Annotated in this window: 27 protein-coding genes and 4 tRNA genes; 9 read left to right on the top strand and 22 right to left on the bottom strand. The window is 73.1% G+C overall.

What is annotated here, in order from left to right:
• Nucleotides 1-48: 48 nt before the first annotated feature.
• From E4P39_RS10520 to pdxT, 9 genes are all read right to left on the bottom strand, one after another.
• Nucleotides 49-639, bottom strand: a complete 591-nt coding sequence (locus E4P39_RS10520) for an adenine phosphoribosyltransferase (protein ID WP_135136590.1) — start codon at nucleotides 637-639, stop codon at nucleotides 49-51.
• Entirely contained in the window at nucleotides 636-2,144 is a 1,509-nt protein-coding gene (gene secF, locus E4P39_RS10515) for a protein translocase subunit SecF (protein WP_209306472.1), read from the bottom strand. Before secF ends, E4P39_RS10520 begins: the two co-directional genes overlap by 4 nt.
• On the bottom strand, nucleotides 2,141-3,829 hold the full coding sequence (secD, locus tag E4P39_RS10510; protein ID WP_135136467.1) for a protein translocase subunit SecD: 1,689 nt from the start codon (nucleotides 3,827-3,829) through the stop codon (nucleotides 2,141-2,143). Before secD ends, secF begins: the two co-directional genes overlap by 4 nt.
• 14 nt (nucleotides 3,830-3,843) lie before the next feature.
• Nucleotides 3,844-4,185 carry a preprotein translocase subunit YajC gene (gene yajC, locus E4P39_RS10505; RefSeq protein WP_135136466.1) on the bottom strand — a complete coding sequence of 114 codons (342 nt, stop codon included), beginning with the start codon at nucleotides 4,183-4,185 and terminating at the stop codon, nucleotides 3,844-3,846.
• Between the two features lie 166 nt (nucleotides 4,186-4,351).
• Complete coding sequence (gene ruvB, locus E4P39_RS10500) at nucleotides 4,352-5,485, bottom strand: Holliday junction branch migration DNA helicase RuvB (protein WP_135136465.1); 1,134 nt, start codon at nucleotides 5,483-5,485, stop codon at nucleotides 4,352-4,354.
• A gap of 157 nt (nucleotides 5,486-5,642) precedes the next feature.
• Nucleotides 5,643-6,275 (bottom strand): Holliday junction branch migration protein RuvA, encoded by a 633-nt coding sequence (gene ruvA, locus E4P39_RS10495; protein ID WP_135136464.1) that lies wholly within the window; start codon nucleotides 6,273-6,275, stop codon nucleotides 5,643-5,645.
• Nucleotides 6,272-6,874: a crossover junction endodeoxyribonuclease RuvC gene (ruvC, locus tag E4P39_RS10490; protein WP_245159759.1), complete on the bottom strand. Its 603-nt coding sequence runs from the start codon at nucleotides 6,872-6,874 to the stop codon at nucleotides 6,272-6,274. The genes ruvA and ruvC overlap by 4 nt, the downstream gene beginning before the upstream one ends.
• Nucleotides 6,875-6,949: 75 nt before the next feature.
• Nucleotides 6,950-7,702 carry a YebC/PmpR family DNA-binding transcriptional regulator gene (locus tag E4P39_RS10485; protein ID WP_135136463.1) on the bottom strand — a complete coding sequence of 251 codons (753 nt, stop codon included), beginning with the start codon at nucleotides 7,700-7,702 and terminating at the stop codon, nucleotides 6,950-6,952.
• Nucleotides 7,699-8,364, bottom strand: a complete 666-nt coding sequence (pdxT, locus tag E4P39_RS10480) for a pyridoxal 5'-phosphate synthase glutaminase subunit PdxT (protein WP_135136462.1) — start codon at nucleotides 8,362-8,364, stop codon at nucleotides 7,699-7,701. Before pdxT ends, E4P39_RS10485 begins: the two co-directional genes overlap by 4 nt.
• Before the next feature lie 123 nt (nucleotides 8,365-8,487).
• On the opposite strand from pdxT, the gene E4P39_RS10475 reads away from it, so the two are divergent.
• The 4 genes from E4P39_RS10475 to E4P39_RS10460 are packed head-to-tail and all read left to right on the top strand — an operon-like array spanning nucleotide 8,488 to nucleotide 11,080.
• The gene (locus tag E4P39_RS10475) at nucleotides 8,488-9,000 is read left to right on the top strand and encodes a pyridoxamine 5'-phosphate oxidase family protein (RefSeq protein WP_135136461.1); all 513 of its coding nucleotides are present in this window, start codon (nucleotides 8,488-8,490) and stop codon (nucleotides 8,998-9,000) included.
• A gap of 48 nt (nucleotides 9,001-9,048) precedes the next feature.
• A complete protein-coding gene (locus tag E4P39_RS10470) occupies nucleotides 9,049-9,438 on the top strand; it encodes a nuclear transport factor 2 family protein (protein WP_135136460.1) in 390 nt (129 codons plus the stop codon).
• Nucleotides 9,435-9,962 carry a dihydrofolate reductase family protein gene (locus tag E4P39_RS10465; protein ID WP_135136459.1) on the top strand — a complete coding sequence of 176 codons (528 nt, stop codon included), beginning with the start codon at nucleotides 9,435-9,437 and terminating at the stop codon, nucleotides 9,960-9,962. Before E4P39_RS10470 ends, E4P39_RS10465 begins: the two co-directional genes overlap by 4 nt.
• A 5-nt stretch (nucleotides 9,963-9,967) precedes the next feature.
• Complete coding sequence (locus tag E4P39_RS10460; RefSeq protein WP_135136458.1) at nucleotides 9,968-11,080, top strand: endonuclease/exonuclease/phosphatase family protein; 1,113 nt, start codon at nucleotides 9,968-9,970, stop codon at nucleotides 11,078-11,080.
• Nucleotides 11,081-11,155: 75 nt separating this feature from the next.
• Here E4P39_RS10460 and pdxS read toward each other — a convergent pair whose 3' ends face one another.
• The 9 genes from pdxS to E4P39_RS22900 all read right to left on the bottom strand — a co-directional run bounded on the left by pdxS (nucleotide 11,156) and on the right by E4P39_RS22900 (nucleotide 20,373).
• Entirely contained in the window at nucleotides 11,156-12,046 is an 891-nt protein-coding gene (gene pdxS, locus E4P39_RS10455; RefSeq protein ID WP_135136588.1) for a pyridoxal 5'-phosphate synthase lyase subunit PdxS, read from the bottom strand.
• A 97-nt stretch (nucleotides 12,047-12,143) separates the two neighbouring features.
• Nucleotides 12,144-12,692, bottom strand: coding sequence for a hypothetical protein (locus E4P39_RS10450; RefSeq protein WP_135136457.1), 549 nt, complete (start codon nucleotides 12,690-12,692; stop codon nucleotides 12,144-12,146).
• A gap of 11 nt (nucleotides 12,693-12,703) precedes the next feature.
• The gene (locus tag E4P39_RS10445; RefSeq protein ID WP_135136456.1) at nucleotides 12,704-13,915 is read right to left on the bottom strand and encodes a glycosyltransferase family 4 protein; all 1,212 of its coding nucleotides are present in this window, start codon (nucleotides 13,913-13,915) and stop codon (nucleotides 12,704-12,706) included.
• Nucleotides 13,915-14,895: a phosphatidylinositol mannoside acyltransferase gene (locus E4P39_RS10440; RefSeq protein WP_135136455.1), complete on the bottom strand. Its 981-nt coding sequence runs from the start codon at nucleotides 14,893-14,895 to the stop codon at nucleotides 13,915-13,917. The genes E4P39_RS10445 and E4P39_RS10440 overlap by 1 nt, the downstream gene beginning before the upstream one ends.
• Nucleotides 14,892-15,515, bottom strand: a complete 624-nt coding sequence (gene pgsA, locus E4P39_RS10435) for a phosphatidylinositol phosphate synthase (protein WP_135136454.1) — start codon at nucleotides 15,513-15,515, stop codon at nucleotides 14,892-14,894. Before pgsA ends, E4P39_RS10440 begins: the two co-directional genes overlap by 4 nt.
• Nucleotides 15,516-16,067: an HIT domain-containing protein gene (locus E4P39_RS10430; RefSeq protein WP_209306470.1), complete on the bottom strand. Its 552-nt coding sequence runs from the start codon at nucleotides 16,065-16,067 to the stop codon at nucleotides 15,516-15,518.
• Nucleotides 16,064-18,163, bottom strand: a complete 2,100-nt coding sequence (gene thrS, locus E4P39_RS10425) for a threonine--tRNA ligase (protein WP_135136453.1) — start codon at nucleotides 18,161-18,163, stop codon at nucleotides 16,064-16,066. Before thrS ends, E4P39_RS10430 begins: the two co-directional genes overlap by 4 nt.
• A 59-nt stretch (nucleotides 18,164-18,222) precedes the next feature.
• Entirely contained in the window at nucleotides 18,223-19,302 is a 1,080-nt protein-coding gene (locus tag E4P39_RS10420; protein ID WP_167761750.1) for a CapA family protein, read from the bottom strand.
• A gap of 27 nt (nucleotides 19,303-19,329) precedes the next feature.
• On the bottom strand, nucleotides 19,330-20,373 hold the full coding sequence (locus tag E4P39_RS22900; protein ID WP_245159758.1) for an HNH endonuclease: 1,044 nt from the start codon (nucleotides 20,371-20,373) through the stop codon (nucleotides 19,330-19,332).
• Between the two features lie 193 nt (nucleotides 20,374-20,566).
• On the opposite strand from E4P39_RS22900, the gene E4P39_RS10405 reads away from it, so the two are divergent.
• The gene (locus tag E4P39_RS10405; RefSeq protein WP_209306469.1) at nucleotides 20,567-21,232 is read left to right on the top strand and encodes a DUF4190 domain-containing protein; all 666 of its coding nucleotides are present in this window, start codon (nucleotides 20,567-20,569) and stop codon (nucleotides 21,230-21,232) included.
• A 60-nt stretch (nucleotides 21,233-21,292) separates the two neighbouring features.
• Here the strand turns inward: E4P39_RS10405 and E4P39_RS10400 are convergent.
• The 4 genes from E4P39_RS10400 to E4P39_RS10385 all read right to left on the bottom strand — a co-directional run bounded on the left by E4P39_RS10400 (nucleotide 21,293) and on the right by E4P39_RS10385 (nucleotide 23,427).
• A tRNA-Val gene (locus E4P39_RS10400) sits at nucleotides 21,293-21,364 on the bottom strand.
• Nucleotides 21,365-21,389: 25 nt separating this feature from the next.
• Nucleotides 21,390-21,767, bottom strand: coding sequence for a PGPGW domain-containing protein (locus E4P39_RS10395; protein ID WP_135136450.1), 378 nt, complete (start codon nucleotides 21,765-21,767; stop codon nucleotides 21,390-21,392).
• Nucleotides 21,768-21,925: 158 nt separating this feature from the next.
• Nucleotides 21,926-22,777 (bottom strand): anti-sigma factor, encoded by an 852-nt coding sequence (locus E4P39_RS10390; RefSeq protein ID WP_245159757.1) that lies wholly within the window; start codon nucleotides 22,775-22,777, stop codon nucleotides 21,926-21,928.
• The gene (locus E4P39_RS10385) at nucleotides 22,774-23,427 is read right to left on the bottom strand and encodes a sigma-70 family RNA polymerase sigma factor (RefSeq protein WP_245159756.1); all 654 of its coding nucleotides are present in this window, start codon (nucleotides 23,425-23,427) and stop codon (nucleotides 22,774-22,776) included. Before E4P39_RS10385 ends, E4P39_RS10390 begins: the two co-directional genes overlap by 4 nt.
• Before the next feature lie 160 nt (nucleotides 23,428-23,587).
• Between E4P39_RS10385 and E4P39_RS10380 the strand changes: the two genes are divergently transcribed.
• The 4 genes from E4P39_RS10380 to E4P39_RS10365 all read left to right on the top strand — a co-directional run bounded on the left by E4P39_RS10380 (nucleotide 23,588) and on the right by E4P39_RS10365 (nucleotide 24,462).
• Entirely contained in the window at nucleotides 23,588-24,055 is a 468-nt protein-coding gene (locus E4P39_RS10380) for an SsgA family sporulation/cell division regulator (RefSeq protein WP_135136448.1), read from the top strand.
• A 97-nt stretch (nucleotides 24,056-24,152) separates the two neighbouring features.
• Nucleotides 24,153-24,224, top strand: a tRNA-Gly gene (locus E4P39_RS10375).
• A gap of 41 nt (nucleotides 24,225-24,265) precedes the next feature.
• A tRNA-Cys gene (locus E4P39_RS10370) sits at nucleotides 24,266-24,336 on the top strand.
• Between the two features lie 54 nt (nucleotides 24,337-24,390).
• Nucleotides 24,391-24,462, top strand: a tRNA-Val gene (locus E4P39_RS10365).
• The last annotated feature ends 60 nt before the right edge of the window (nucleotides 24,463-24,522 follow it).

Below are 24,522 nucleotides of genomic sequence, written 5' to 3'. Positions count from 1 at the left end.
AGCCGGGCGGCCCCCCGATCGACCGGGTCCTGGTGAGGTGGCGCCCGGTCAGGTGGTCCAGAGCGCGTGCACGGCGTGCGGCGCGATCCGCTCCCGCCCACCGAGGGCGGCGAGCTCGATGATCACCGAGACGGCGGCCACCACTCCCCCGGCGCCTTCCACGAGAGCGATCGCCGCGCCGAGCGTGCCGCCGGTGGCCAGCACGTCGTCGACCACGAGCACGCGCTGCCCCGGCCGGATGGCGTCCGCGTGCAGCTCGAGGGTCGCGGTGCCGTACTCGAGCGTGTAGTCGGCGGCGAGGCTGGCGCGCGGCAGCTTGCCCGCCTTGCGTACGAGGACGACCCCGACACCGGCGTCGTAGGCCACCGCCGCGGCGAGCAGGAACCCACGGGCCTCCACCCCCACGACGACGTCGAACGCCCGCTCACAAGGCCCCGCGGCGGCGCGCGGGTCGGCCACCGACGGTTCCGCGAGCCCGTCGATCACCCGCCGGAAGGCCGGACCGTCGGCGAACACCGGCGTCAGGTCGCGGAAGAGCACGCCCGGCTCCGGGAAGTCGGGCACGTCCACCGCGAGGCCGGCGATGAGCGCGTCGATCGGCGTCGCCGCGTCCGCCGGCTCCCGCGGAACGGTGCTCACTTGCGTCGCTTGCCCGGGGACCGGCGGTCGGAGCCGGGGCGCTGCGGGCGTGCCCCCGGCCGCGGGGCCGCCGTGGCACCACCGCGCTGGCCGGCCAGCGCGCCCTGTCCTTGTCCCGCCCACCCATCGGGCCGGACGGAGGACGGCGACTCGACGACCACGTCGGCCTCCGCGTGCTCCGGCAGATCGCGCTCCGTGAGCGCGACGGCCGAGCTGCTCCGGGCCGGGGCGGCCCGCCGGGCGCTGGCCACCTGCCCGGGTCGGGTGGCCGGAGCGGGGCCGGTGCGGCCGGCCGCGGAGCGGCGGGCGAGCACCCGCCGGCGCAGGGCCACCTGCTCCGGCTCGCGCTCCTTGAGGTCGGCCACGATCGGGGTGGCCAGGAAGATCGAGGAGTAGGCGCCCGCGGCGAGACCGACGAACAGCACCAGGGCGAGGTCCTTGAGCGTCCCGACGCCCAGCAGGCCCGCGCCGACGAACAGCAGCCCGGCGACCGGCAGGAGCGCGATCACGGAGGTGTTGATCGAGCGCATGAGGGTCTGGTTGACCGCGAGGTTGGCCGCCTCGCCCCAGGTCATCCGGGCGCTCTTCTCCAGGTCCTTAGTGTTCTCGTCGACCTTGTCGAAGACGACGACGGTGTCGTAGAGCGAGAACCCGAGGATGGTCAGGAAGCCGACGACCGTGGACGGGGTCACCTCGAAACCGATCATCGAGTAGACCCCGGCGGTCACCACGATGTCGTGCACCAGCGCGGCGATCGCGCCGATGGCCATCTTGGGCTGGAACCGGACCGCGAGGAAGAGGATCACGGCGACGAGGAAGACGGCCAGGGCGATGAGGGCCTGGTCGGTGATGTCGCTGCCCCACTCGGCGCTCACCGACTCGGGGCTCACCTGGTTGGGCTGGATCCCGGCCGCATTCGCGACCGCCTCGACGACCGACCGCTCGGCGTCGTTGTCCAGCTGCTCGGTGCGGACCAGCAGCGTGTTGCCGCCGACGACCTGCGCGCTGGCCACCTCGGCGCCGGCGCCCTCGGCCGCCTCGCGGACGTCGACCAACTGCTCCGCGGTGCCCGGCAGCCGGAAGCTGTTGCCGCCGGCGAAGTCGATCCCGAAGTTGAAGCCGCGGAACACCATCGAGGCAACGCAGAGCAGGACCACCACCGCGGTGACCTTGTAGATCAGCCGGCTGCGGCCGACCACGTCCAGCCCGACCTCGCCGTTGTAGAGGCGGCTGGACAGGGCGGCGCGGGCCGGCCGACGCGGCGGCGCCGGGGACGGACGCGCGCCGTCCACAGCGGGCGCCGCGGCGGGACCCGCACCCGAGGCAGGGTCTCCCGTCCGGCCTTCCAGCGGCAGGCCGGCGTCGGCCAGGGCCTCCTCGTCGGCCGACGCCGTGGCATCGGCGAGGACGGCGTCCGAATCCTGCTGCTCGTCGGCCTCGGTGCCGACGGGGATCGTCTCCTCGTCGGCCGAGGGCTGCCCGCCCGGCGCGTCGCGGTCGGTCATGAGGTGCTCCTGTCCTGGCCGCCGGCGAGGGATCCCGCGCCCACGAGCTCACGGCCCGGCGTGGCGTCTCCGCCGGGACGGCGGGTGTGCCCCACCTGGCCGAGACCCGAGATGCGGCTGCTGCCGAACGACTTGAACCGTGCGAGGACGGCCATCAAGGGGTGGGTGAAGAGGAAGACGACGACGAGGTCGAGCACGGTCGACATGCCGAGGGTGAAGGCGAAGCCCTTCACGTCACCGATGGCCAGCAGGTAGAGGATCGCCGCGGCGAGGAAGCTGACCGCGTCGGCGGAGAGGATCGTCCGCCGGGCCCGGACCCAGGCGCGCGGCACCGCCGACCGCAGCGTGCGCCCCTCGCGGATCTCGTCCTTCAGCCGTTCGAAGTAGACGACGAACGAGTCGGCGGTGATGCCGATCGAGACGATGAAGCCCGCGATCCCGGCCAGGCTGAGGGTGAAGCCGATCTCCCGGCCCAGGAGCACCAGGCAGGCGTAGACGATCACCGCCGACAGCGCGAGGCTCGCGATCATCACCAGGCCGAGCAGCCGGTAGTAGAACAGCGCGTACACGAACACCAGGGCGATCCCAATGGCCCCGGCGATCAGGCCGGCCTCGAGCTGCTCGGCGCCGAGCTCGGTCGTGATCGTCTGCGCGGTAGCTTGCGTGAACGTCAGCGGGAGGGCGCCGTACCGGAGCTGGTTGGCCAGCTCGGTCGCCTTCTCCTGGTCGAAGTCCCCGGTGATCGTGGTCTGCCCGTTGATGGGCTGGTTGATCGTCGGCGCGGAGATGACGCGCCCGTCCAGCGTGAAGGCGACGTTCTTGCCGACGTTCGCGGTGGTGTACTCCGCCCACGCCGAGCGCCCCTGCGACTTGAAGTCGAGCAGCACGATCCATGCGCCGTCGGTGGGGCTGGTCCCTGCCGCCGCGTCGTCGATCTCGGTGCCCTCGATGATCGTGGGTCCGAGCAGGTATTTGAGGGTGCCGTCCTCGCTGCAGGTGGCGACGTGGTCGTCGGGGCGGGACACCTCGCCGGTGACGTTCTCGGCCTCGCAGGTGAGCGTGGCGAACTGGGCGGTCGCCTCCTCCAGGGTGACCGGCGGAGAGCCCGGCTCGGGCGCCGCGGGACCGTCGGTCGCACCGTCGCTCCCGGCGGCCGGGGAGCCGCTCGCGGTCGGCGCGGCGCTCGACGACGGCGTCGCGCCGTCGGTGGGCTCGGCGCTGTCGGTGGGCGTCGCCCCGTCGGTGGGCGTCGCGCCGTCCGTGGGCTCGGCCCCGTCGGTCGCCTCGGGGCTGTCCGTGGAGGGGCCGGCGGGCTCAGGCGCCCCGAGCACCGGCCGGAACCGCAGCTGCGCGGTGGCGCCCAGCTCGCGGGCCTGTTCGCCGTCGTCCCCCGGCACCGAGATGACGATGTTGGAGTCGCCCTCGGTGACCACCTCGGCCTCGGCCACGCCGAGGCCGTTCACGCGCTGCTCGATGATCTGGCGCGCCAGCTCGAGCTCCTCCTGCGCCGGCGGCTGCCCGTCGGGGGTGCGGGCGGTCAGCGTGACCGTCGTCCCGCCGCGCAGGTCGAGCCCCAGCTGAGGGGTGCGGTCAGTCCCCGTGAGGAAGATCAGCCCGTACAGCAGGGCGACGATCGCGACGAAGGCGCCGAAGTACCTCGCCGCCGGCATCGAGCGGTTGGCCATGGGAGTCGCCTGGCTCAGAGGGTGCCGTCGGCCGGCCGACCGCCGGCCGCACCGTTCCCCGGACCGTCGATCCCCGTGCCGTCGTCCTCCGTGAGGACGGCGGGACTACGCACCTCCATGATCGCCGGCCGGGCGAACGTGACGACGACGCCGGGGGCGAGCTCGAGATCCACGGTCTTCTCGTCCAGCGAGGCCACCGTCGCGTGGATCCCGCTGGTGGTCATCACCGGGGTGCCGATGGTCAGCGACTCCTGCAGCGCCTGCGCCTGCGCCTGCATCCTCTTGCGCTGCCGGGCGGGGAGGACGAACAGCACCACTGCGAACAGGGCGAGCAGGACGATCGGGAAAAGTTCCACGACAGGTGTGCCTCTCTACCGCGGGTCATGCTCCGCGGTGGGTGCGGGCCTATACGGCCCGCTCGGGAACGTCGGTTGCGTTGGTCATGTGGATGGCGCGCTCAGGCAACCGGGCGGGACGCGCACGGCAACGGCCTGACGGAGTTGCGCGCCAGCGGTACGGAGTCTATGCGCCGAACAGGGGCTCTGACGACGCACCCGGGATCCCCGGTGTGCCGCCTCCCCCGCCGGAGCCGCCGAGCAGGGCGCCGCCACGGGGCAACGGATGGCCCAGGTGGTGCCACGCGGCCTCGGTGGCCACGCGTCCGCGCGGGGTCCGCGCGAGGAGGCCGGCACGCACCAGGAACGGCTCGCAGACCTCCTCCACCGTGTTGGGCTCCTCGCCGACGGCGACCGCGAGCGTGGACACGCCGACGGGTCCGCCACCGAAGCGCGTCACCAGCGCCTCGAGCACCGCCCGGTCGAGCCGGTCCAGACCGAGGACGTCGACGTCGTACAGCGCCAGCGCCGCCTGGGCCACCTCACGGGTCACCCGGCCGTCGGCCTCCACCTCGGCGTAGTCCCGGACCCGGCGCAGCAGCCGGTTCGCGATGCGGGGTGTCCCGCGGGACCGTCCGGCGATCTCCGCGGACCCGTCCTCGCTGAGCTCGACACCCAGCAGGCCGGCGCTGCGGCGCAGCACCTGCTGGAGGTCGGCCGGCTCGTAGAACTCCATCTGGCCGACGAAGCCGAATCGGTCGCGCAGCGGACCGGTGAGCAGTCCCGCGCGGGTCGTGGCGCCCACGAGGGTGAACGGGTTGATCTCCAGCGGGATCGCGGTGGCGCCCGGACCCTTCCCGACGACGACGTCGACCCGGAAGTCCTCCATCGCCATGTACAGCAGTTCCTCGGCCGGCCGGGCGATCCGGTGGATCTCGTCGATGAACAGCACGTCGCCGTGGCCGAGGTTGGAGAGCATGGCGGCGAGGTCGCCGGACCGCTCGATGGCCGGCCCGCTGGTGATCTTCACGGCGGTGCCGAGCTCGGACCCGATGATGAGGGCGAGACTGGTCTTGCCGAGCCCAGGCGGGCCGGAGAGCAGGACGTGGTCCGGCGGCCGCCCGCGACGCTTGGCCCCCTCGAGCACGAGGTCGAGCTGCCGGGCCACCTTGGGCTGGCCGATGAACTCGCGCAGGGAGTGCGGGCGCAGCGCCGACTCGACGACGCGTTCCTCGTCCCCGGCCTGCGGGGAGACGGCCCAGTCCTGCCCCAGTTCGCCGTCCACCTCCCCGGTCATCGCCCGGTCGAACGGGGTGCTCATGAGCTCATCCCTCCGCTCCCGCGGGGCGCTCCGCTCCTCGCTCGCTCTGACACCGGTCGCCTCCGCGGTCGCTCCGCTCCTCGCTCGCTGGCGCTCGCTGCGATGCTCACTCCCGGTCGGCTCCGTCGCTCGCTGCGATGCTCCCGCCCCTGTCCGCTCACGATCGTCCCAGCAACTGCAGGGCCTGCCTGAGCAGGACGGCGACCTCGACGCCCCCGGTGACGGCGATCTGCTCGTCCGCCACCGGCACGAGCTGGGCGACCGCGCCGTCGGCCTCGCGCAGGCTCCAGCCGAGCTGCACGAGGGCGGCGGCGAGCTGGTCCCGCCAGGGTGCGACCGGCGTCAGGGGCGGCAGGCCGGCGGGCGCGTCGAGCGAGGTGTCCGTCGTCGTGACACCCAGCCGGTCGCGCAGCTCGAGGACCAGCCGCTCGGCGCCCTTCTTGCCGATGCCGGGCACCTGCATGAGGGCCTTGAGGTCGCCCATCGAGACCGCGCGGCGGACCTCCCGGGGCGGGTGGATCGCGAGCACGGCCTGCGCCAGGCGGGGTCCGACACCGTTCGCGGTCTGCAGCAGCTCGAACAGCTGGCGCTCGTCGTCGTCGGCGAAGCCGTAGAGGGTGAGCGAGTCCTCGCGGACGATCAGGCTGGTCGCCAGCCGCGCGTGCTCGCCCACCTGCAGCCGGGCGATCGTGGCCGGCGTGCACTGGACGGACAGCCCGATGCCGCCGACCTCCACGACGGCACCGTCGGGCGACACGGCGGCGACCCGGCCGTTCACGCTGGCGATCACTTGGCCACTCCTGTCCAGCGGGGCAGCGTGCGGGTGGTCACGGGGGCCCCGATGCCCCGTGCCAGTGCGGCGACGCGGAGCCGGTCCTGCGCCGGGCCACGCCAGACATGGCAGACGGCGAGCGCGAGAGCATCCGCTGCGTCGGCCGGCTTGGGCGCGGCGGACAGGCCCAGGACCCGCGTGACCATCATCGTGACCTGATCCTTGTCCGCGCGGCCGCTGCCCGAGATCGCCGCCTTGACCTCGCTCGGGGTGTGCCAGGCGACGGGCCGGTCGGCCTGGGCGGCGGCGAGCGCCGCGACTCCTGCGGCCTGCGCCGTCCCCATGGCCGTGCCCTTGTTGTTCTGCGTGAAGACGCGCTCGATCGCGACGACGTCCGGCCGGTGCTCGCGGACCAGCGCCGTCACGGCGGTGTGCAGCTCGAGCAGCCGGAGTTCCAGGTCGAGTTCGGCCATCGTCCGGATCACCCCGACGCCGACGGCGGCGGGACGGGCCCCGGGAGAGCCGTCGACGACGCCCCACCCGCACCGGGTGAGGCCCGGGTCGATGCCGAGCACCCGCATGAACGTCTCCTCGTGACCGAACTGATGTTCGACCACGCTAGACGGCGACACCGACGTCCGCCCGGCACAACACGCCCGCCCGGGGGCCAAAAGCGTGCTTGTGGCCCTCGATCAGCCGATGAGCTCCATGACCTCGTCGGACACGTCGTAGTTGGCGAAGACGTTCTGGACGTCGTCGCAGTCCTCAAGGGCGTCGATGAGCCGGAAGACCTTGCCCGCGCTGTCCTCGTCGAGCTCGACGACGACGCTCGGGACGAAGCCGGCCTCGGCGGAGTCGTAGTCGATGCCCGCCTCCTGCAGCGCCGTGCGCACCGCCACCAGATCGGTCGGCTCGCAGACCACCTCGAAGGTGTCCCCGAGGTCGCGGACCTCCTCGGCCCCGGCGTCCAGCACGGCCATCAGCACGGCGTCCTCGTCGACCCCGTCGGCCTGCGGCACCACGATGACGCCCTTGCGGGAGAAGAGGTAGGACACCGAGCCCGGGTCGGCCATCGACCCGCCGTTGCGGGTCATGGCCGTGCGGACCTCCATGGCCGACCGGTTCTTGTTGTCGGTCAGGCACTCGATGAGGACGGCGACCCCGCCGGGGGCGTAGCCCTCGTAGGTGATGTTCTGGTAGTCCACCCCACCGGCCTCGAGGCCCGCGCCCCGCTTGACCGCGCGGTCGATGTTGTCGTTGGGCACAGAAGACTTCTTCGCCTTCTGGACGGCGTCGAACAGCGTCGGGTTGCCGGAGAGGTCGCCGCCGCCGGTGCGCGCCGCCACCTCGATGTTCTTGATCAGCTTCGCGAAGAGCTTGCCGCGCTTGGCGTCGATCCCGGCCTTCTTGTGCTTGGTCGTCGCCCACTTGGAATGGCCACTCATGAGCGGTGTCCTCTCTCGTCGCCGGCGCGCTCGCCGGCCCTCTCGGCCAGGTGGCGGCGGACGATGTCGACGAACAACGCATGCACCCGGCGGTCCCCGGTCAGTTCGGGGTGGAAGCTCGTGGCCACCAGGTCGCCCTGGCGGATGGCGACGATCTTACCGTCGGCCGGACCGCCCACGACCCGGCCGAGCACCTCGACCCCGTCGCCCGCCTCCTCGACCCAGGGGGCCCGGATGAACACCGCGTGCACCGGGCCGCCCTCGAGCCCCTCGAAGGCGAGATCGGACTCGAAGCTGTCGACCTGCCGGCCGAAGGCGTTCCGGCGGACCGTGACGTCCATGCCGCCGACGGTCTCCTGGTCCGGTGGTGCGTCCAGGATGCGATCCGCCAGCAGGATCATCCCGGCGCAGGAGCCGTAGGCGGGCAGTCCGTCGCGAACCGCCGACCGCAGCGGCTCCAGCAGGCCGAAGCGGGCGGCGAGCTTCACCATGGTCGTCGACTCACCGCCGGGGATCACCAGCCCGTCGACGGCGGCCAGCTCCTCCGGCCGCCGCACGGTCACCGCCTCGGCGCCCTGCTCCCGCAGCGCGGCCAGGTGCTCACGGACGTCGCCCTGCAGGGCGAGCACCCCGATGACGGGCCGGACGGTTTCGCTGGACACGACGGACCAGGCTACGGCGGGCCCGAGCCGGGTGGAGGTCCTCCCCTCGGGGTCCGGGGCCCGGGCGCCCCGACCCGACGGTCCCGCCGATGAATCGCCGCTCCTCCGGAGGTCAGAAGCAGCATGCAACCCGTACCCGAGCAGGACGTCCGTTTCGGCGATCCGGAGTCCCCGCCGACGCCATGGGGGGACGTCCGCCACGTGCTCGAGACCGCCGAGCTCTTCTGGATCTCCACGGTTCGCCGGGACGGCCGTCCGCACGTCACCCCGCTGCCGGCCGTCTGGGACGACGGCCGGCTCCACTTCTGCACGGGACCGGCGGAACAGAAGGCGGTGAACCTTGCGGGGAATCCGCACGTGGCGCTCACCACGGGCACGAACCGGTGGAAGGAGGGACTCGACCTGGTGGTCGAGGGCAGCGCCGTCCAGGTGACGGACGACGCCCGGCTGCGGACCCTCGCCGACCTGTGGCGCAGCAAGTACTCCGGCGACTGGGACTTCACCGTCGAGCACGGGGCGTTCCAGCACGAGGACGGCGGATCCGCCGTCGTGTTCGAGGTCGCGCCCACGAAGGTGCTCGCGTTCGCCAAGGGCCGGTTCGCGCAGACGCGGTACCGTTTCCCGACCGGCACCTGAGCTCACGAACCCCGTTGCGTCGCCGCCCGCACGTGGCAGCGTGGCCCCGTGGATCGCGACGGGGTGATGCGGTGGGTGGCGGACTACGAGCGCGCGTGGCGCTCCGGGGACGTCGCCGCGGTTCCTCGCCTGTTCACCGAGGACGCGAGCTACCGGACCTCGCCGTACGCGGAACCCCGGGTCGGCCACACCGCGATCCAGGCGTTCTGGCTGGACGACGAGGGCCGGACGTTCTCGGTGTCCGCGGAGCCGGTCGCCGTCGAGGGACGAGACGCGGTGGTCCGGTTGGAGGTGGAGTACCGCGATCCGGTCGCGCAGCAGTACCGGGACCTGTGGGTGCTGCGCTTCGCGCCGGACGGCCGCGTCGACGACTTCGAGGAGTGGGCGTACTGGCCGGGCAAGCCGTACTCCGCGGGCGCAGAGGCGGCCGGGGAATGACGACGGTCTTCGCCGGCGTGGCGGCCAGCCTGGACGGCTTTCTCCAGTCGGCGTCCGGCGACCTGTCCTGGATCGACGACGCCATGGCGCCGGGCGAGGACTACGGATTCGCCGCGACCGAGGCGCGCACCGGCGCGTACGTCATCGGCGCCGGCACGTACCGGGAGATGGGCCGCGCGGCCGGCGGCGGGGTACCGACGTACGTGGTGACCCACGACGCCGCCCTCGCCAGAGGCCGGAACGTCCGCCCGTACGCCGGGGACCTGGCGCGCTTGATCGACACCGTGCGGGCCGAGCTCGATCCCGGCAAGGACATCTGCGTCTTCGGCGGGGGACAGCTGGTCACCCAGCTCCTCGAGCTGGGCCTGATCGACGAGCTGGGGCTGGCGATCGTCCCCGTCGTCCTCGGGAGCGGTGTGCCGTTCTTCGGCGCGATGGGGTCGAGCACGAAGCTCGAGCTGATGGAGTGCCGCCCGTTTCCCTCCGGGATCGTGCTCCTGAACTACCGGGTGGTCCGGCCCTGAGCCGGATGCCCGTGCCGGAGTGGAGCATCATCCGCCGCGCTCCCCGCCGCTGGCCTGCCCTCGTCGTGGCGGTCCTCGCCACGCTCCCGGCCTGCTCCGCCGTGGCGGTCGACGGCTCCGGACCGCCGGTGACCGTCATGACCCGCAACCTCTACCTCGGCACGGGTCTGAACGACATCGTCGGGGTGTCGTCCCTGGTCGAACTCGTGACGGTGGCCGACGAGGACTGGGCGCACGTCGTGGCGAACGACTTCCCGACGCGGGCGGGGGCGCTGGCCGAGGAGATCGTGTCCGCCCGTCCGGACGTCGTCGGCCTGCAGGAGGTCACGCTGTACCGCGACCAGACGCCCGGCGATCTCCGGACGCATCCGGATCCGAACGCGACCCACGTCGTCCTCGACCTGCTGGCGGTCCTCGAGACCGAGCTGGACGCCCGCGGAACCCCGTACACGGCGGTGGCCACGTCGACCAACGCCGATCTCGAGGTCTCCCGGAGCGGCGTCGACGGCGGCCTCGTCGACGTACGGATCACCGACCGGGACGTGCTCCTCGTGCGCGCAGACGTGGCCGACCGGGTGCGCAATCCCCTGCAGGGTCACTACACGGCGGTCCGGATGCTGCCGTCCTGGCCGGAGCCGATCGCCTCGACCCGTGGCTGGGTCTCGATCGACTACTCGCCGGACCGGCGGGCGACGGTGCGGGTCCTGACGACGCATCTCGAGGTCAGCGGCCCGCGCGCCGGCCGGATCCAGGAGCGGCAGGCCGAGGAGCTGCTGACGCTCGTCGCGGCGAGTCCCCGTCCCGTGATCGCTCTGGGCGACTTCAACGCGCCGGTCGACGGTTCGGGCACGGACACCTACGCCCGCCTCACCGAGGTGCTCGACGACGCGTGGGGAAGCGCCCGGCCCGCGGACCCGGGTCCGACCTGCTGCCACGCCGAACTCCTCGACAACGCGGTCGGACAGGCCGACGACCGGTTCGACCTCGTGCTCGTCCCCGAGGGGTGGCGGATCCGGAGCGTGGCACGCACCGGCGCCGAGCCGTTCCGGACGGCCCCGCCGCCCCTCTGGGCGTCGGACCACGCCGGCGTGACGGCGCAGGTCACGATCCCCCGCTGAGTGCCTGTCGCGACGCCGTCGTCACGCCATCGCTACGCCGTCGCCGCCCCGAGGGCGGTCACGACGCGGCCGAGGTCACCAGCCGCGCGTGGCGTACCGCTCGCTCTCGGGGAGCGTGGAGACGTTGATGCCGACCATCGGCTCGCCGAGGCCGCGGGAGACCTTCGCGATCACGTCGGGGTCGTCGTGGAACGTCGTCGCCTGGACGATCGCGGCCGCGCGCAGCGCCGGGTCGCCGGACTTGAAGATGCCCGAACCGACGAAGACGCCCTCGGCGCCGAGCTGCATCATCATCGCGGCGTCGGCCGGGGTGGCGATGCCACCGGCGGTGAAGAGCACGACCGGCAGCTTGCCGAGCCGGGCCACCTCGGCCACCAGGTCGTACGGGGCGCGCAGCTCCTTGGCCGCGACGAACAGCTCGGTCTCGTCGAGGGTGCCCAGCGCCTTGATACCGGCGCGGATGGACCGCATGTGCCGGGTGGCCTCCACGACGTTGCCGGTGCCCGCCTCGCCCTTCGAGCGGATCATCGCCGCACCCTCGGAGATGCGCCGCAGCGCCTCGCCCAGGTCGGTGGCGCCGCAGACGAACGGCACGGTGAACGCGCTCTTGGCGATGTGGTGCGCCTCGTCGGCCGGGGTGAGCACCTCCGACTCGTCGATGTAGTCGACGCCGAGCGCCTGCAGCACCTGGGCCTCGACGAAATGCCCGATGCGCGCCTTGGCCATGACCGGGATGGAGACCGCACCGATGATGCCCTCGATCATGTCGGGGTCGCTCATCCGGGAGATGCCGCCCTCGGCCCGGATGTCGGCGGGAACCCGCTCCAGCGCCATGACGGCGACGGCGCCGGCGTCCTCGGCGATCTTGGCCTGCTCCGGCGTGACGACGTCCATGATCACGCCACCCTTGAGCTGCTCGGCCATGCCGCGCTTGACGCGGTCGGTGCCGGTGCCGGTGGAGGAGATGCTTTCGGGGGTCTCGGTGTGCGGGGTCTCGCCTGGCGTGGCCACGGGATGCTGCCTCAATGATCGACGGATAGCGGTAGCTCCATGGTACGGCCGCTCAGCGCCGCTGATTCCTGGCACCGTCCAGGCCGGGAGCGACGCCGTCGGCACGTTCGTCGATGTCGAAGAAGCGGGGCAGCGGATGGGAGGCGTGCAGCCGCAGGAGCCGGGGCAGCCGGCCGCGGCGCAGCGCCTGCAGGTCCCGCACGGCGTCGTTGTAGAACCGCCGGGCGAGGCCCACCCGGGTGGTCGTGCCGGTGAGGTCGCTCAGCAGCGCCGTCGGGACGCCCGCGGAATCGGCCGGCAGCTCGCGCAGCTCCCGGCCGAGGATGTTCTCGGCGAGTTCCCGGTCGCCGTCGGCGGGCGCTCGTGCGTCCGCCGCGAAGGCCGCGAGGTACTCCGCCCGCTCCTCCCCCACCGCGGCCGGGTAGTGGCGCGCCAGCTCCTCGGCCAGTCCCGCCCGCCGCTGCAGTTGGGTGTCCAGGGCCGTCCAGGCCTGCGCGACCCGCGCCTCGAGCCGGCGCAGCCGGGTGAGCGTCCAGGCCGTCCATGCGGCGAGGAGCAGGAACACCACGGCCACGACCAGCAGCCAGGCGTCGGGTGTCACGGGAGGTCAGGCTACTGCTGCCCCCGCCGCAGACCGGGGAACCAGGCTGCGGTCCCAGTCGGGGGGTCGTCGGAGAAGTCGTCCTCCTCCCCGGCCATCACCTCGCCGCCGCCGGCGGGGACGACGGTCTCGTAGACGGTCAGGATGCGCCGGGCCAGCACGTCCCAGTCGTACCCGGCCGCCACCGCCGCTGCGCGCCCGGTGAGCTCCGCCCGCCGGGCGGGGTCCGCGAGCAGGTCGCACAGCGCCCGCGCCAGCGCCGCGGGATCGCCGCGGCGGACGAGCACGCCGGCGTCCCCGTGCTCGAGCACGCGGGCGAACGCGTCCAGGTCGCTCGCGACGATCGGCGCCCCCGCGGCGAGCGCCTCGATGAGGACGACGCCGAACGACTCACCCAGCAGGTTGGGCGCGCAATAGATGTCCACCGACCGCAGGAACGCGGCCTTGTCGTCCTCCGACAACTCGCCGAGGAGTGCCACGTGGGCCTGCAGGTCCTCGCCGATCAGCTGCCGCGCCTCCGCCGGGTCCCCCCGCCCGGCGACGAGCAGCTGGGCCCCCGGGTACCTGCGGACGACGATGCGCATGGCGTCGAGCAGCACCGGCAGGCCCTTGCGCGGCTCGTCGTAGCGGCCCAGGAAGCCGATGGTCGGCCCGTCGACCCCGCGGGTGTGCCCCGGCAGCGACGGCCCCTCGGCGAACGCAGCGACGTGCACGCCGTTGGGGATGATCACCGCGTCCCCGCCGAGGTGCTCCACCTGGACGCGGCGGGCGAAGTCCGACACGGCGATCCGGCCGGCGATCTTCTCCAGCCACGGCCGGGCCATGGGCCCGACCGCCGCCAGCCACTTGGACCGGGTGGTGGCCGCGTGGAAGGTCGCCACGATCGGCCCCGTGGCGATCATGCAGACCAGCAGCGAGACCGACGGCGAGGCCGGCTCGTGCACGTGGACGACGTCGAAATGCCCCTCCCGCAGCCACCGGCGCACGCGGGCGGCCGAGACGGGGCCGAACTGCATGCTGGCCATCGAGCCGTTGTAGGGCACGGGTACGGTGCGTCCGGCCCAGGTGACGTGCTGGGCCGGCAGCGACTCCTCGCGCTCCGCGGGCGTCAGCACCTCGACGTGGTGCCCCAGCCCGCGCAGCGTCTCGGCGAGGTCGCGGACGTGGTACTGGACCCCGCCGGGGACGTCCCACTGGTACGGGCACACGAGGCCGATGCGCATCAGGCCGGCTCCCGCCGGCTCCGGGCGGGCGGATCGGGGGGCACGTCGGCCCAGATCCGCCCGAGCATGTGCCAGTCCTCCGGCCGCCGCGCGATGCCGGCGGTGAACGCGTCGGCGACCGCCTGCATCGCCGTCGACACGCGGTCCCGGAGCCGGCCCGGGCCCTGCACCGGGACCTCCGGGCAGAAGTGCACCGCCCACCCCGTGTCGGTGAAGGAGCAGACGACCGGCACGAGCGCGGCGCCGGTCTGTGCCGCCAGGAGGGCAGGCCCGGTGGGCAGGGTGGCCGCGCGACCGAAGAAGGTGACCGGCGTGCCCGTGCGGCCGAGGTCGCGGTCGACCAGCAGGCAGACGGTGCCGCCGCCGGCCACCCACTCGGTGAGCACCGAACTGCTGGGCCGCGGGCCACCGGTCAGCGGGACCACGCGGATGCCGAGGAACTCGCGGTAGGCGACGAACCGTTCGTAGAGCGACTCCGGCTGGAGCCGTTCGGCGACCGTCATGAACGGACCGCCGAGCCAGTCGACCAGCCAGACGGCGGCGGCGTCCCAGTTGCCGCTGTGCGGCAGCGCGAAGACGATCGGCCGGCCCTCCGCGCGGAGCCGGTCGACCGGCTCCTGGCCGAAGGTGACGGTGTTCCCGACGATCCGGCCGGGCTCGATCACCGGCAGCCGGAAGGCCTCCTGCCAGTAGCGCGCGTAGGAGCGCACGGCCCGGGCGGTCAGCGCGTCGAGGTCCGCCTCGCCCAGCGTGCCGCCGGTGGCGACCCGCAGGTTGGCCCGGAGCTGGCGCACGCCGCGGCCGTCCCGGCCCGCGGCCCAGCGGCCGGCACCGTCGAAGGCCGCCCGGGCCACCGACTCCGGAAGGAGCTTCACCGCCCCCCACCCGGCGGCGAAGCCGGCGTCGGTGAGCCGGGCGGTGAGCCGGGACCGCAGGCCGGGGGCGACCCCGACGGGGCCCGGCACGGCGGCCTCGCTCATGGCGTCTGCGGCGCGAGAGGTCCGGAGCCGGCCTGCCGGACGACGAGGAACCGCTGCCCGACGGTGATCGCGCTGACCACGAGCAGCACCCACAGCGCCACGTGCAGGGCGTACGGGATCCCCAGTCCGCTGAACCCGGTGCCCACGAGGACCAGGATCAGCCGCTCGGTGCGCTCGGCGACGCCGACGTCGCAGGAGAGCCCGACACCCTCGGCCCGCGCCTTGATGTAGGACGTGAGCACCCCGAGCACGAGGCAGAGCAGCGCGAGCAGGACGATGAGCCGGTTGTCCCCCGCCCCGGAGAACCACCACACCAGCGCACCGAAGATCGCCACGTCGGCCGCGCGGTCGCCGGTGGAGTCGAGGACGGCGCCGAACAGCGAGCCACCGCCGCGCGCCCGCGCGAGGGCACCGTCGAGCATGTCCAGCAGCACGAAGACCGTGACCGTGAAGGCGCCCCAGAACAGCTGCCCGGTGCCGATCAGCCCGACGGCGCCGGCCACGGCCCCGAGCGTGCCGGTGATGGTGATGGCGTCGGGCGTGACACCCGACCGGGCCAGGCGCCCGATCACCGGGGCGACGATCTTGGCGACCACGGGCCGCGCGGAGCCGCTGATCACTCAGGCCTCCCCGACCGCGACGGTCTGCGGCGACCAGGCGGCCGCCAGCAGCGCACGGGTCTCGGCGAGCACCTGCGGCAGGACCCGGGTCAGGCCGATGACCGGCATGAAGTTGGTGTCCCCGCCCCAGCGCGGGACGGCGTGCTGGTGCAGGTGGTCGGCGATGCCCGCGCCGGCCACCGATCCCTGGTTCATCCCGATGTTGAAGCCGTGCGCCCCGCTGACCGCGCGCACGGTGCGCATCGCCGTCTGCGTGAACGAGCCCAGCTCGGCGACCTCCTCGTCGGTGAGGTCGGTGTAGTCGGGCACGTGCCGGTACGGGACGAGCATCAGGTGGCCGGCGTTGTAGGGATAGAGGTTGAGGACGGCGTAGACCGACGTCCCGCGGGCCACGATCAGCCCCTCCTCGTCGCCCATCGTCGGGATCACGCAGAACGGGCAGTCGTGCGCTCCCGTCGGCTTGCCCTCGCCGCGGATGTAGGCCATGCGGTACGGCGTCCAGAGGTGATCGAAGACCGTCGCGGGACCGCCGTCGTCGTTGGGGGTGGTCAACGCTGCTCCGCAGGGGAACCGGCCGCCTCCGGCGACGGATTCGCCACCTGGATCTCGGCGGTGGGGTCGGTGTTGTGCCGTGCGGCCACCCACGCGGCGATCTGCTCGACGGCATCGGCCACCGGGACGCCGTTGCGCTGCGACCCGTCGCGGTAGCGGAAGGAGACCGCGCCGGCGTCGGCGTCGGTGGCCCCCGCGAGCAGCACGAACGGGATCTTCTGCTTGCTGGCGGTGCGGATCTTCTTCTGCATGCGGTCGTCGGAGTCGTCGATCTCGACCCGGAGGCCCCGCGCGCGCAGCTGCTCGGCGACGTCGAGCAGGTAGGGCACCTGCTCGTCGGTGATCGGGATGCCGACCACCTGCACCGGCGCCAGCCAGGCCGGGAACGCCCCGGCGTAGTGCTCGGTCAGGACGCCGAAGAACCGCTCCATCGAGCCGAACAGTGCGCGGTGGATCATGACCGGCCGCTGACGCGAGCCGTCGGCGGCCGTGTACTCGAGGTCGAACCGCTCGGGCAGCATGAGGTCGACCTGGATGGTCGACATCTGCCACGACCGGCCGATCGCGTCGCGGGCCTGGACCGAGATCTTGGGCGCGTAGAACGCTGCGCCGCCCGGGTCGAGCACGAGCTCGAGCCCGCTGGCCTCCGCGGCCTCCCTCAGCGCGTCGGTGGCACGCTCCCAGTCCTCGTCGCTGCCGATCGACTTCTCCGGGTTCCGCGTGGACAGCTCCAGGTGGAAGTCGTTCAGGCCGTAGTCGGCGAGCAGGTCCAGCACGAACTGCAGCAGCGACCGGATCTCGTCCTGCATCTGCTCGGGGGCGCAGTAGATGTGGGCGTCGTCCTGGGTGAACCCGCGGGCCCGGGTCAGCCCGTGCACGACCCCGGACTTCTCGTACCGGTAGACCGTGCCGAACTCGAACAGCCGCAGCGGCAGGTCCCGGTAGGACCGCCCGCGGGTCCGGTAGATCAGGTTGTGCATCGGGCAGTTCATCGGCTTGAGGTAGTAGTCCTGCCCCTGCCGGCGGACGTGGCCGTCGGCGTCCCGCTCCTCGTCGAGGTGCATCGCGGGATACATGCCGTCGGAGTACCAGTCCAGGTGACCGGAGGTCTGGAACAGCTGACCCTTGCTGATGTGCGGGCTGTTGACGAAGGAGTAGCCGGACTCCTCGTGCCGCTGGCGGCTGTAGTTCTCCAGCTCCCGCCGGATGACCCCGCCCTTGGGGTGGAAGACGGCCAGCCCGGAGCCGATCTCGTCCGGGAAGCTGAAGAGGTCCAGCTCGGCGCCGAGACGCCGGTGGTCGCGGCGCTCGGCCTCGGCCAGCCGCTCGAGGTGGGCCTTGTGGGCGTCCTTGCTCTCCCAGGCGGTGCCGTAGATGCGCTGCAGCTGCGGGTTCTTCTCGCTGCCGCGCCAGTAGGCGGCGGCCGACCGGGTGAGGCTGAACGCCGGGATGGTGCTGGTGCGCGGCAGGTGCGGGCCGCGGCACAGGTCGGTCCAGACGCGGTCGCCGGTGCGGGCGTCGAGGTTGTCGTACATGGTCAGCCCGCCGGAGCCGACCTCGACGGAGGCGCCATCATCCGAGGACGCGGCCTCGCCGCCCTTGAGCCCGATCAGCTCGAGCTTGTACGGCTCGTGCGCGAGCTCGGCCTTGGCGTCGGCGTCGCTGATCTCGCGACGGGCGAAGTTCTGCCCGGCGCGGACGATCTCCTGCATCTTCTTCTCGAGGGTGGTGAGGTCCTCGGGTGTGAAGGGCCGCTCCGGGTCGAAGTCGTAGTAGAAACCGTTCTCGACCGGCGGGCCGATGCCCAGGCGGGTGCCGGGGAACAGCTCCTGCACGGCCTGGGCCAGCACGTGAGCGGCCGAGTGCCGGATGACGGCGCGCCCGTCGGGACTGGCGGCCGGGACGGGTTCGACGTCGGCGTCGGCGTCGGGGGCCCAGGTGAGGTCCTTCAGGTCACCGGTCGCGACCTCCCGCACGACGACCGCGCCGTCCGGGCCCTTGAGCGGCACCCCGGCGTCCTTGAGCGCCTGCATCGCCGTGGTCCCGGCCGGCACCCCGATCGGGGCGGCGACGGTCGGCGAAGGCGCGGTGGACACAGGAACTCCTGGAGGGTCGGTGCGGAAACGGCCCCCCGAGCGTAGTGCGCCCCCTGCGGTCAGCCCGGGACGATGCCCAGTCCCGCCGCCACGGCTCCCCGCCGGTCGAGGACGGCGGCGACGCGCTCGAAGGTCGCCGGGTCGGCGGGCTGCACCGTCACCTGGTCCGGGGCCAGCACGATCGACAGTGGCACCGCCTCGGCCGACGTGACGGTGAACCGGCCGTCGTCCCCGCGGGTGAAGGTGAACCGGGCCAGCACCGAGTCCTCCGTCGGATAGCCGCGGGTGGCGTGCTCGGCGACGTGGTTGCCGAGGCCGTAGGCGGCCCACTCCCCCGCGATCGCCTCGATGGGCTGCACGACGTGTGCGTGGTGACCGAGGACGAGGTCGACGTCCGGCGAGGCGAGCAGGCTGCGGACGGCGGACTCCTGCGCCGGTGTCGGATCGCTGTCGTACTCGAGGCAGCAGTGCAGGCTGGCGACGACGACCTCCGCGCCGGCGTCCCGCGCCCGGGCAGCGGCGGCCAGCATCGCGCTCACGTCGGGCACGTCGGCGACGTCGACCGACCATTCCCGGTCGGCCGGGAGCGGCACGCCGTTGAGGCCGAACGTGGCCGCCACGTGCCCGACCCGGATGCCGTCGACGTCGACGATGCGCGGCTCGGTGCTCTCCGGCTCCGTGCGATAGGTGCCGGTCGCGGCGATCCCCGCCGCGTCGAGCGCCTCGAGCGTGCGCGCGAGCCCGTCGGTGCCGTCGTCCAGCGAGTGATTGGAGGCGGTGGAGCACAGGTCGTACCCCGCCCCGGCCAGCGCGTCGGCGATCTCCGGCTGGACGGCGAAGCTCGGATAGCCGCGGTACGGGCCGCCGGGCGGTGCGACCGGCGTCTCCAGATGGCAGATGGCCAGGTCGGCCGCGCCGATCATCGGGGCGACGGCGGCCAGCACGCCCGAGAAGTCGTAGGTACCGTCGCCCTGCCGTGCGCCGGAGGTGAGCGCGCGGTCCTGGTGGATCAGCACGTCCCCGGTCGCGACCAACGTGAAGCTGTCCGGAGCAGCGGGCACCGACGACGGGTCCGCGGAGGACCCGGCCGCCCCCGCGCAGGCGGTCAGCAACAGGACGGCCAGGACTGCCGGAACCACGGTGCAGGTCCTCGGCACGGCGGGCGATCAGAGCAGGACGGGGTCCCCGACGGCCACCACGCCGCCGGAACGCACGTTCGCGTAGACGCCGAGACAGTGCTTCGGCGTCCGTGTCACCTCCAGGACGACCTCGCCCACCGACACGAGGCGCCCCACCCAGGCGCGCTCGTCGTCGCCGTCCGGCAGGGAGAGCAGGAGGTTGGCGCGGGGATCGTCGGCCGAGCAGCCCTCCGGGACCTCACCCGCCGCGGCCCGGTCGATGGCCTGCCGGGAGACCAGGTGGACAGCAGCGACGTCGGCGGCGGACCCGCCCGATGCCGGCTGCAGCCGCACCGGACGGCCCAGGGCCGCCCCGATGGCCCGCTCGTCCGCCGGCAGGTCGCCGGTGGGCACGAGCGTCGCCAGCACCGGGGAGTGCTTGGCCCGGACCGGCTCGCCGGAGTCGGCGGCGACGACGGAATGGGCGCGGTCGCCGCGGGGCCCGGCCGGACCGATCTCGACGGTCGCCACCGGAGTCCCGGCCAGGGACTTCACGGGGTAGACCCAGACCTGCTCGAGCCGTCCGACCACTCGCCGTCCCGCGTGCACCACGTCCACGACGCTACCCACCGCCCTTGAGCTGCGGTCCGCGGTCGGTCCGAGGGCCGGCGCCCGCGGAGCGGAACTCTGCGCCGGGCGGGACGCCGAGATCAGGGCCGGGCCGGCGGCCCGTCGTCGCAGCCGCCGCAGCTGAGCGTCGAGGTAGGGGCGCGCCCGGCGCTGCCCGCCCTCCCGGCCGATCGCCTCGGCGAGGCGGGCCAAGGAGCGTTCGAGCCGCTGCCCGTCCGGGCGCCACCCGCGGCCGAGGCATTCCTCCAGCCACTCCACCGGGCCGCGATGGCCGCGTTCTGAATTGCACCGGCGGCAGGCCGCGACCTCGTTCTCCAGCCAGGACGGCCCGCCCTTGAGCCGGGGGACGACGTGCTCGGTGGTGGGTGCGACCAGCCCGCTGAAGCCGCGACCGCACCAGATGCAGGTGGGCCCGTCCCGCTGCACCGCCGCCCGGAGCCGGTCGGCCCGGTTGAGTGCCATCGCCTCCATCGTCCATGCCGAGGCGGTGCGGCGCATGCGCCTCGCGGGTCCGCTGGAGCGGGCGGGACGAGCGGGAGCCTCGATCCGGACAACTCGGCCTGTTGCGGAGCCGCGCGACACCGGTCCCCACCTACCGTCCCGGCGACATCCCATGCCGGCCACGTCGGCCGGCGCACCCTCGGAGGACAGCAACGTGACGCAGCAGACGCCGTACGAGTCGGCAGTTCAGGAGCAGCCGGCATACGGCCAGGGCGCTCCCGCCCACGCGCCCGGCCCGCAGAAGACCAACACGATGGCCATCCTCGGCCTGATCTTCGCCTTCGTCTTCAGCCCGCTCGGCATCGTGTTCAGCGCCATCGGCCTCAGCCAGATCAGGAAGCGCCGGGAGGGTGGCCGCGGACTCGCCATCGCCGGGCTGATCCTGTCGATCGTTTTCCTGCTCATCACGCTGGCGCTCGTCGTCTTCGCGTTCGCGATGGTCCAGGAGGCCGCGGAGACGGTCGCGGCCGAGGAGACGCAGGCCGCTGCCGTGGCCGAGGGACCGGGCGAGGACCCCCAGGGGGTCCTCGCGGCGTGTGAGGTCATCGCCCCGGCCCTGATCGGGTTCGACTCGAACGTGGCGACGATCAGCACCCCCGAGGAGTACGCGCTGCTCGTCACCGACGTGCGCACCACGATCGAGGGCGCGGCAGCCACCACCTCGGACGCCGCGTTCGTCCAGGACGTGCAGACGATGTCGGCCAACCTGCAACTGACCGCCGATGCCGTCAGCAGCGGCGAGGACCCCTCGTACCTGGATGCTGCCCTGACCGAGGACGACGCCCGCGTGGGTTCGGCCTGCGCCGCAGCCGGCTACTGACGCCCGTACGTCGAACGCCGGGCCGGCTCCGTCACGGAGCCGGCCCGGCGTTGCGTCGGGTGGGCGATACTGGGTTCGAACCAGTGACCTCTTCGGTGTGAACGAAGCGCTCTACCACTGAGCCAATCGCCCGAGCGGGTCCGATTGTGCCAGACGCTCAGCGCCAGAGCGGGACCCACCCCGGCACCCAGCCGGGCACGCCGGTCACGTGCAGGGTCACCACGAGGATGCCGTAGACGAACGCCGCCGTCGCCAGCCCGATGAGCACCCGGACCCACACCGGCCGGCCCTTCACCCAGTCCGTCCAGCGCTTCACGTGCCGCTTGGTGAACTCGAGCAGACGCTCGGCCAGCAGGAACTCGGTCGCCAGCACGAACAGGCCGGCGATGACCGTCAGCCAGCCCGGACCGGGCAGCGGGATGGTGACGAGGCCCAGGGCGACGATCGCGCCGCCGACGATGCCGACGCACACCCGGTAGCCGTGGTCCAGGGTGCGGCGCGACGCCAGCCGCCGTCGCCACCTCGACCGTGCCACCCGTTCCCGGAGGCTGTGCACGTCGTCCGCCTCGTACCGAGCGCGCCGCGCCTCGCTGCTCTCCCGTCCGGGACGAGCCGTGCCGCTCCCCCGCCCAGGACGCGCCGAGCTGCTGTCGGGCTGGGGACGCGTCGTCGAGGCGGCGGTCTCCGGCTTGCTCAGCTGGCCACCTCCCCGGTCGCGACGACCACCGTCGGTTCCGGCGGGGCCTCCTGACCGGGTTCGAGGCTGATGCCGTACATCGAGAAGCCGTCGAGGTCGGTCGACCGGGAGCCTACGGGCCGCACGTCCATCTGTGACCGGGTGACGTCGAAGGTGCCGAGAGGTGTCGGCGACCCCTCCCCCATCCCCCACACCACGTAGGTCGTCGCGTCGGCGTCGTTCACCGACAGCCCGTTGGTGACCACCTGCAACTCGTCGTCGCGCGCCACCACGGTGGCGACCGTGCCGCCCTTCGGGTCGACCTGCTGAAGAGGGGCGATCGTGGCCTGGCCGGGGCTCAGAAGGACGGCCATCACCTCCTCCTGCGACGCGACGGTCTCCTCGAGGCGTTCCTGGGACGACGCGAGGAAGACGTTCCACAGCCCCAGGCCCACGATCGCCGCGATCGCCGCGGCGACGAGGGAGGCCGGCAGCGCGCGGCGCCACCGGGAGCGTTCCCCACGGGGGTGCAGCGAGCGCACGGGTGCCGGCTCCTGGGCACCGCTCGGGGCGCCCTGCGACGGCGCCGCAGGAACGGCTTGCGCGGGCAGCTGTTCCGTCGTCTCCACGGCCGCGAGCAGGCGGGAGCGGAGATCCTGGGAGGGCTCGGCCTGCGGGAGGTCCAGGGCCATCGAACCCATCACCTCGGTCGTCTCGGCCACGGTGGCGGAGCACCGGGCGCAACCGGGCAGGTGGAGGGCGAACACCGCCTCGTCCTCCGGCTCGAGGGCGTGCAGGGCCCAGCCGACCGCCAGTTCGTCGAGGGTCTCGTGGTCGGGCATGGGCTCCCCGCCCCGGTTGCCGGTCATCGGGTCTGCCCGTCGACGGAGGACGCCCGGCCGAGCGCACCACCGGCCGGACCGGCACCGCTCGCGTCGCCGAGGGCGGCCTTCAGCCGGCGCATGCCCACGAGCATCCGCGTCTTCACCGTGCCCAGTGGTGCCCCGGTCAGCGCGGCCACCTCCCGCTGGGTGTAGCCGCCGTAGTACGCCAGGGTGAGCGCCTCACGCTGGGGCTGGGACAGCGACCCGAGGGCCGTTCGCACCTGTTCGGCGACCACACGCGTCCAGGCCTCCTCTTCCACGTCCCGTGTCGCCACCGGCTCATGCAGCGCGAGTTCCTCTTCGGCCAGGGTCTGCCGACGGCGCTGGGACTCCTCGCGTCTGACGGCGTCCACCGCCTTGTGGTGGACGACGGCCAGCAGCCAGGAGGAGAAGCTTCCCCGCGCCCGGTCGTAGGCGGCCGGATCGCGCCAGACGCTGAGGAACGCCTCCTGCAGCACGTCCTCCGCGAGCGACTCGTCGGCCAGGATGCGACGCGCCAGCGCGAAGGCCGGACGCCGGAACCGTTCGTAGAGATCGGCGACGGCCGTCCGGTCGCCCGCCCGGATGCGCCGGAGCAGTTCGGCGTCCGCGGCGGGGTCCTCGGGACGCCGCACCGGGGGACTCACGGCTCCCATGGTCACATGCGTCCTTCGCAATCACCCCGCCGTACGGTTCACCTACCCCTGGTTCGGGCATTGCCGGGGAGACGACGTGGCCGGCCGTGTGGCCGGTGTGACTGGTGTGAAGGAAGTGCAATGGGACGTACCCGATCGACGCGAAGGTCGTTGACCTGACATGCCGAGCCGATGGACTACCGGGTACTCCTGCCCCGTCACCCTTCAGCTGGTCGGTCCGCAGTCGTGGACCGAGGTGCCGGCGTTGCTCTGCTACGACGCGGCCGACCCGTTCGCCGTCCGGATCGCCTTCGGTGACGTCGGCGACGGGAACGGCGTCGTGGACCCGGACGACGGCGGCATCGCCTGGCTGCTGAGCCGCGAACTCCTCCAGACCGGCCTCGAGGGGCCCGCCGGCGAGGGCGACGTCCGGCTGTGGCCGGCGCACGCCTCCACCGACGTGCTGTTCCTCCACCTGCGGGCGCCGTCCGGAGAGGCACTGTTCGAGCTGTCCCGGGCGGCCGTCGCGGCCTTCCTCCGGCACACCGAGGCACTCGTGCCGTCGGGCACCGAGAGCGCACTGCTGGACCTCGACGACGAGCTGCACGTGCTGCTCACCAACGGCGGGACGGACTCACCGGGCCGCTGACCTGGCTCTTCGCGGCGACGGGCGGAGATCCGGGACGCGCGGAGACACCCCCCTGGTTGGAGCGGTCCGGCACGTCGGTTAGAGTTCTGCACACAGCGCGGATGTGGCTCAGTGGTAGAGCATCACCTTGCCAAGGTGAGGGTCGCGGGTTCGAATCCCGTCATCCGCTCGGAACCTCGGGCCCTGGTCGAGAGACCCGGGCCCGTGTGCGGTGGAGTGGCCGAGAGGCGAGGCAACGGCCTGCAAAGCCGTCTACACGGGTTCAAATCCCGTCTCCACCTCGTCTCCTCCGCGGAGCACGAGCGTGGAGGTGGGTCCGGTCGCACGACCGGGAAGGGCGATTGGCGCAGCGGTAGCGCGCTTCCCTGACACGGAAGAGGTCACTGGTTCGATCCCAGTATCGCCCACAAGCAGAGCCCCAGGTCACCGACCTGGGGCTCTCGCCGTTCCGGGCCCCGGTGCCGCGA

This window comes from Blastococcus sp. CT_GayMR19 (assembly GCF_004570385.1).
Classification (GTDB): domain Bacteria; phylum Actinomycetota; class Actinomycetes; order Mycobacteriales; family Geodermatophilaceae; genus Blastococcus_B.
Note: the sequence above shows the minus strand (reverse complement) of the source record. Positions and strands in the feature narration are given on the sequence as shown.

What these genes read in the sequence shown, in the direction of transcription:
- E4P39_RS10465 (WP_135136459.1), top strand. Translation starts at nt 9,435, where the DNA reads ATGACGACGGTCTTCGCCGGCGTGGCGGCCAGCCTGGACGGCTTTCTC.
- E4P39_RS10445 (WP_135136456.1), bottom strand. Translation starts at nt 13,915, where the DNA reads ATGCGCATCGGCCTCGTGTGCCCGTACCAGTGGGACGTCCCCGGCGGG.
- E4P39_RS10485 (WP_135136463.1), bottom strand. Translation starts at nt 7,702, where the DNA reads ATGAGTGGCCATTCCAAGTGGGCGACGACCAAGCACAAGAAGGCCGGG.
- E4P39_RS22900 (WP_245159758.1), bottom strand. Translation starts at nt 20,373, where the DNA reads ATGGCACTCAACCGGGCCGACCGGCTCCGGGCGGCGGTGCAGCGGGAC.
- E4P39_RS10475 (WP_135136461.1), top strand. Translation starts at nt 8,488, where the DNA reads ATGCAACCCGTACCCGAGCAGGACGTCCGTTTCGGCGATCCGGAGTCC.
- ruvB (WP_135136465.1), bottom strand. Translation starts at nt 5,485, where the DNA reads ATGAGCACCCCGTTCGACCGGGCGATGACCGGGGAGGTGGACGGCGAA.
- E4P39_RS10390 (WP_245159757.1), bottom strand. Translation starts at nt 22,777, where the DNA reads ATGACCGGCAACCGGGGCGGGGAGCCCATGCCCGACCACGAGACCCTC.
- E4P39_RS10440 (WP_135136455.1), bottom strand. Translation starts at nt 14,895, where the DNA reads ATGAGCGAGGCCGCCGTGCCGGGCCCCGTCGGGGTCGCCCCCGGCCTG.
- secF (WP_209306472.1), bottom strand. Translation starts at nt 2,144, where the DNA reads ATGACCGACCGCGACGCGCCGGGCGGGCAGCCCTCGGCCGACGAGGAG.
- E4P39_RS10385 (WP_245159756.1), bottom strand. Translation starts at nt 23,427, where the DNA reads ATGGGAGCCGTGAGTCCCCCGGTGCGGCGTCCCGAGGACCCCGCCGCG.
- E4P39_RS10460 (WP_135136458.1), top strand. Translation starts at nt 9,968, where the DNA reads ATGCCCGTGCCGGAGTGGAGCATCATCCGCCGCGCTCCCCGCCGCTGG.
- secD (WP_135136467.1), bottom strand. Translation starts at nt 3,829, where the DNA reads ATGGCCAACCGCTCGATGCCGGCGGCGAGGTACTTCGGCGCCTTCGTC.
- E4P39_RS10380 (WP_135136448.1), top strand. Translation starts at nt 23,588, where the DNA reads ATGCCGAGCCGATGGACTACCGGGTACTCCTGCCCCGTCACCCTTCAG.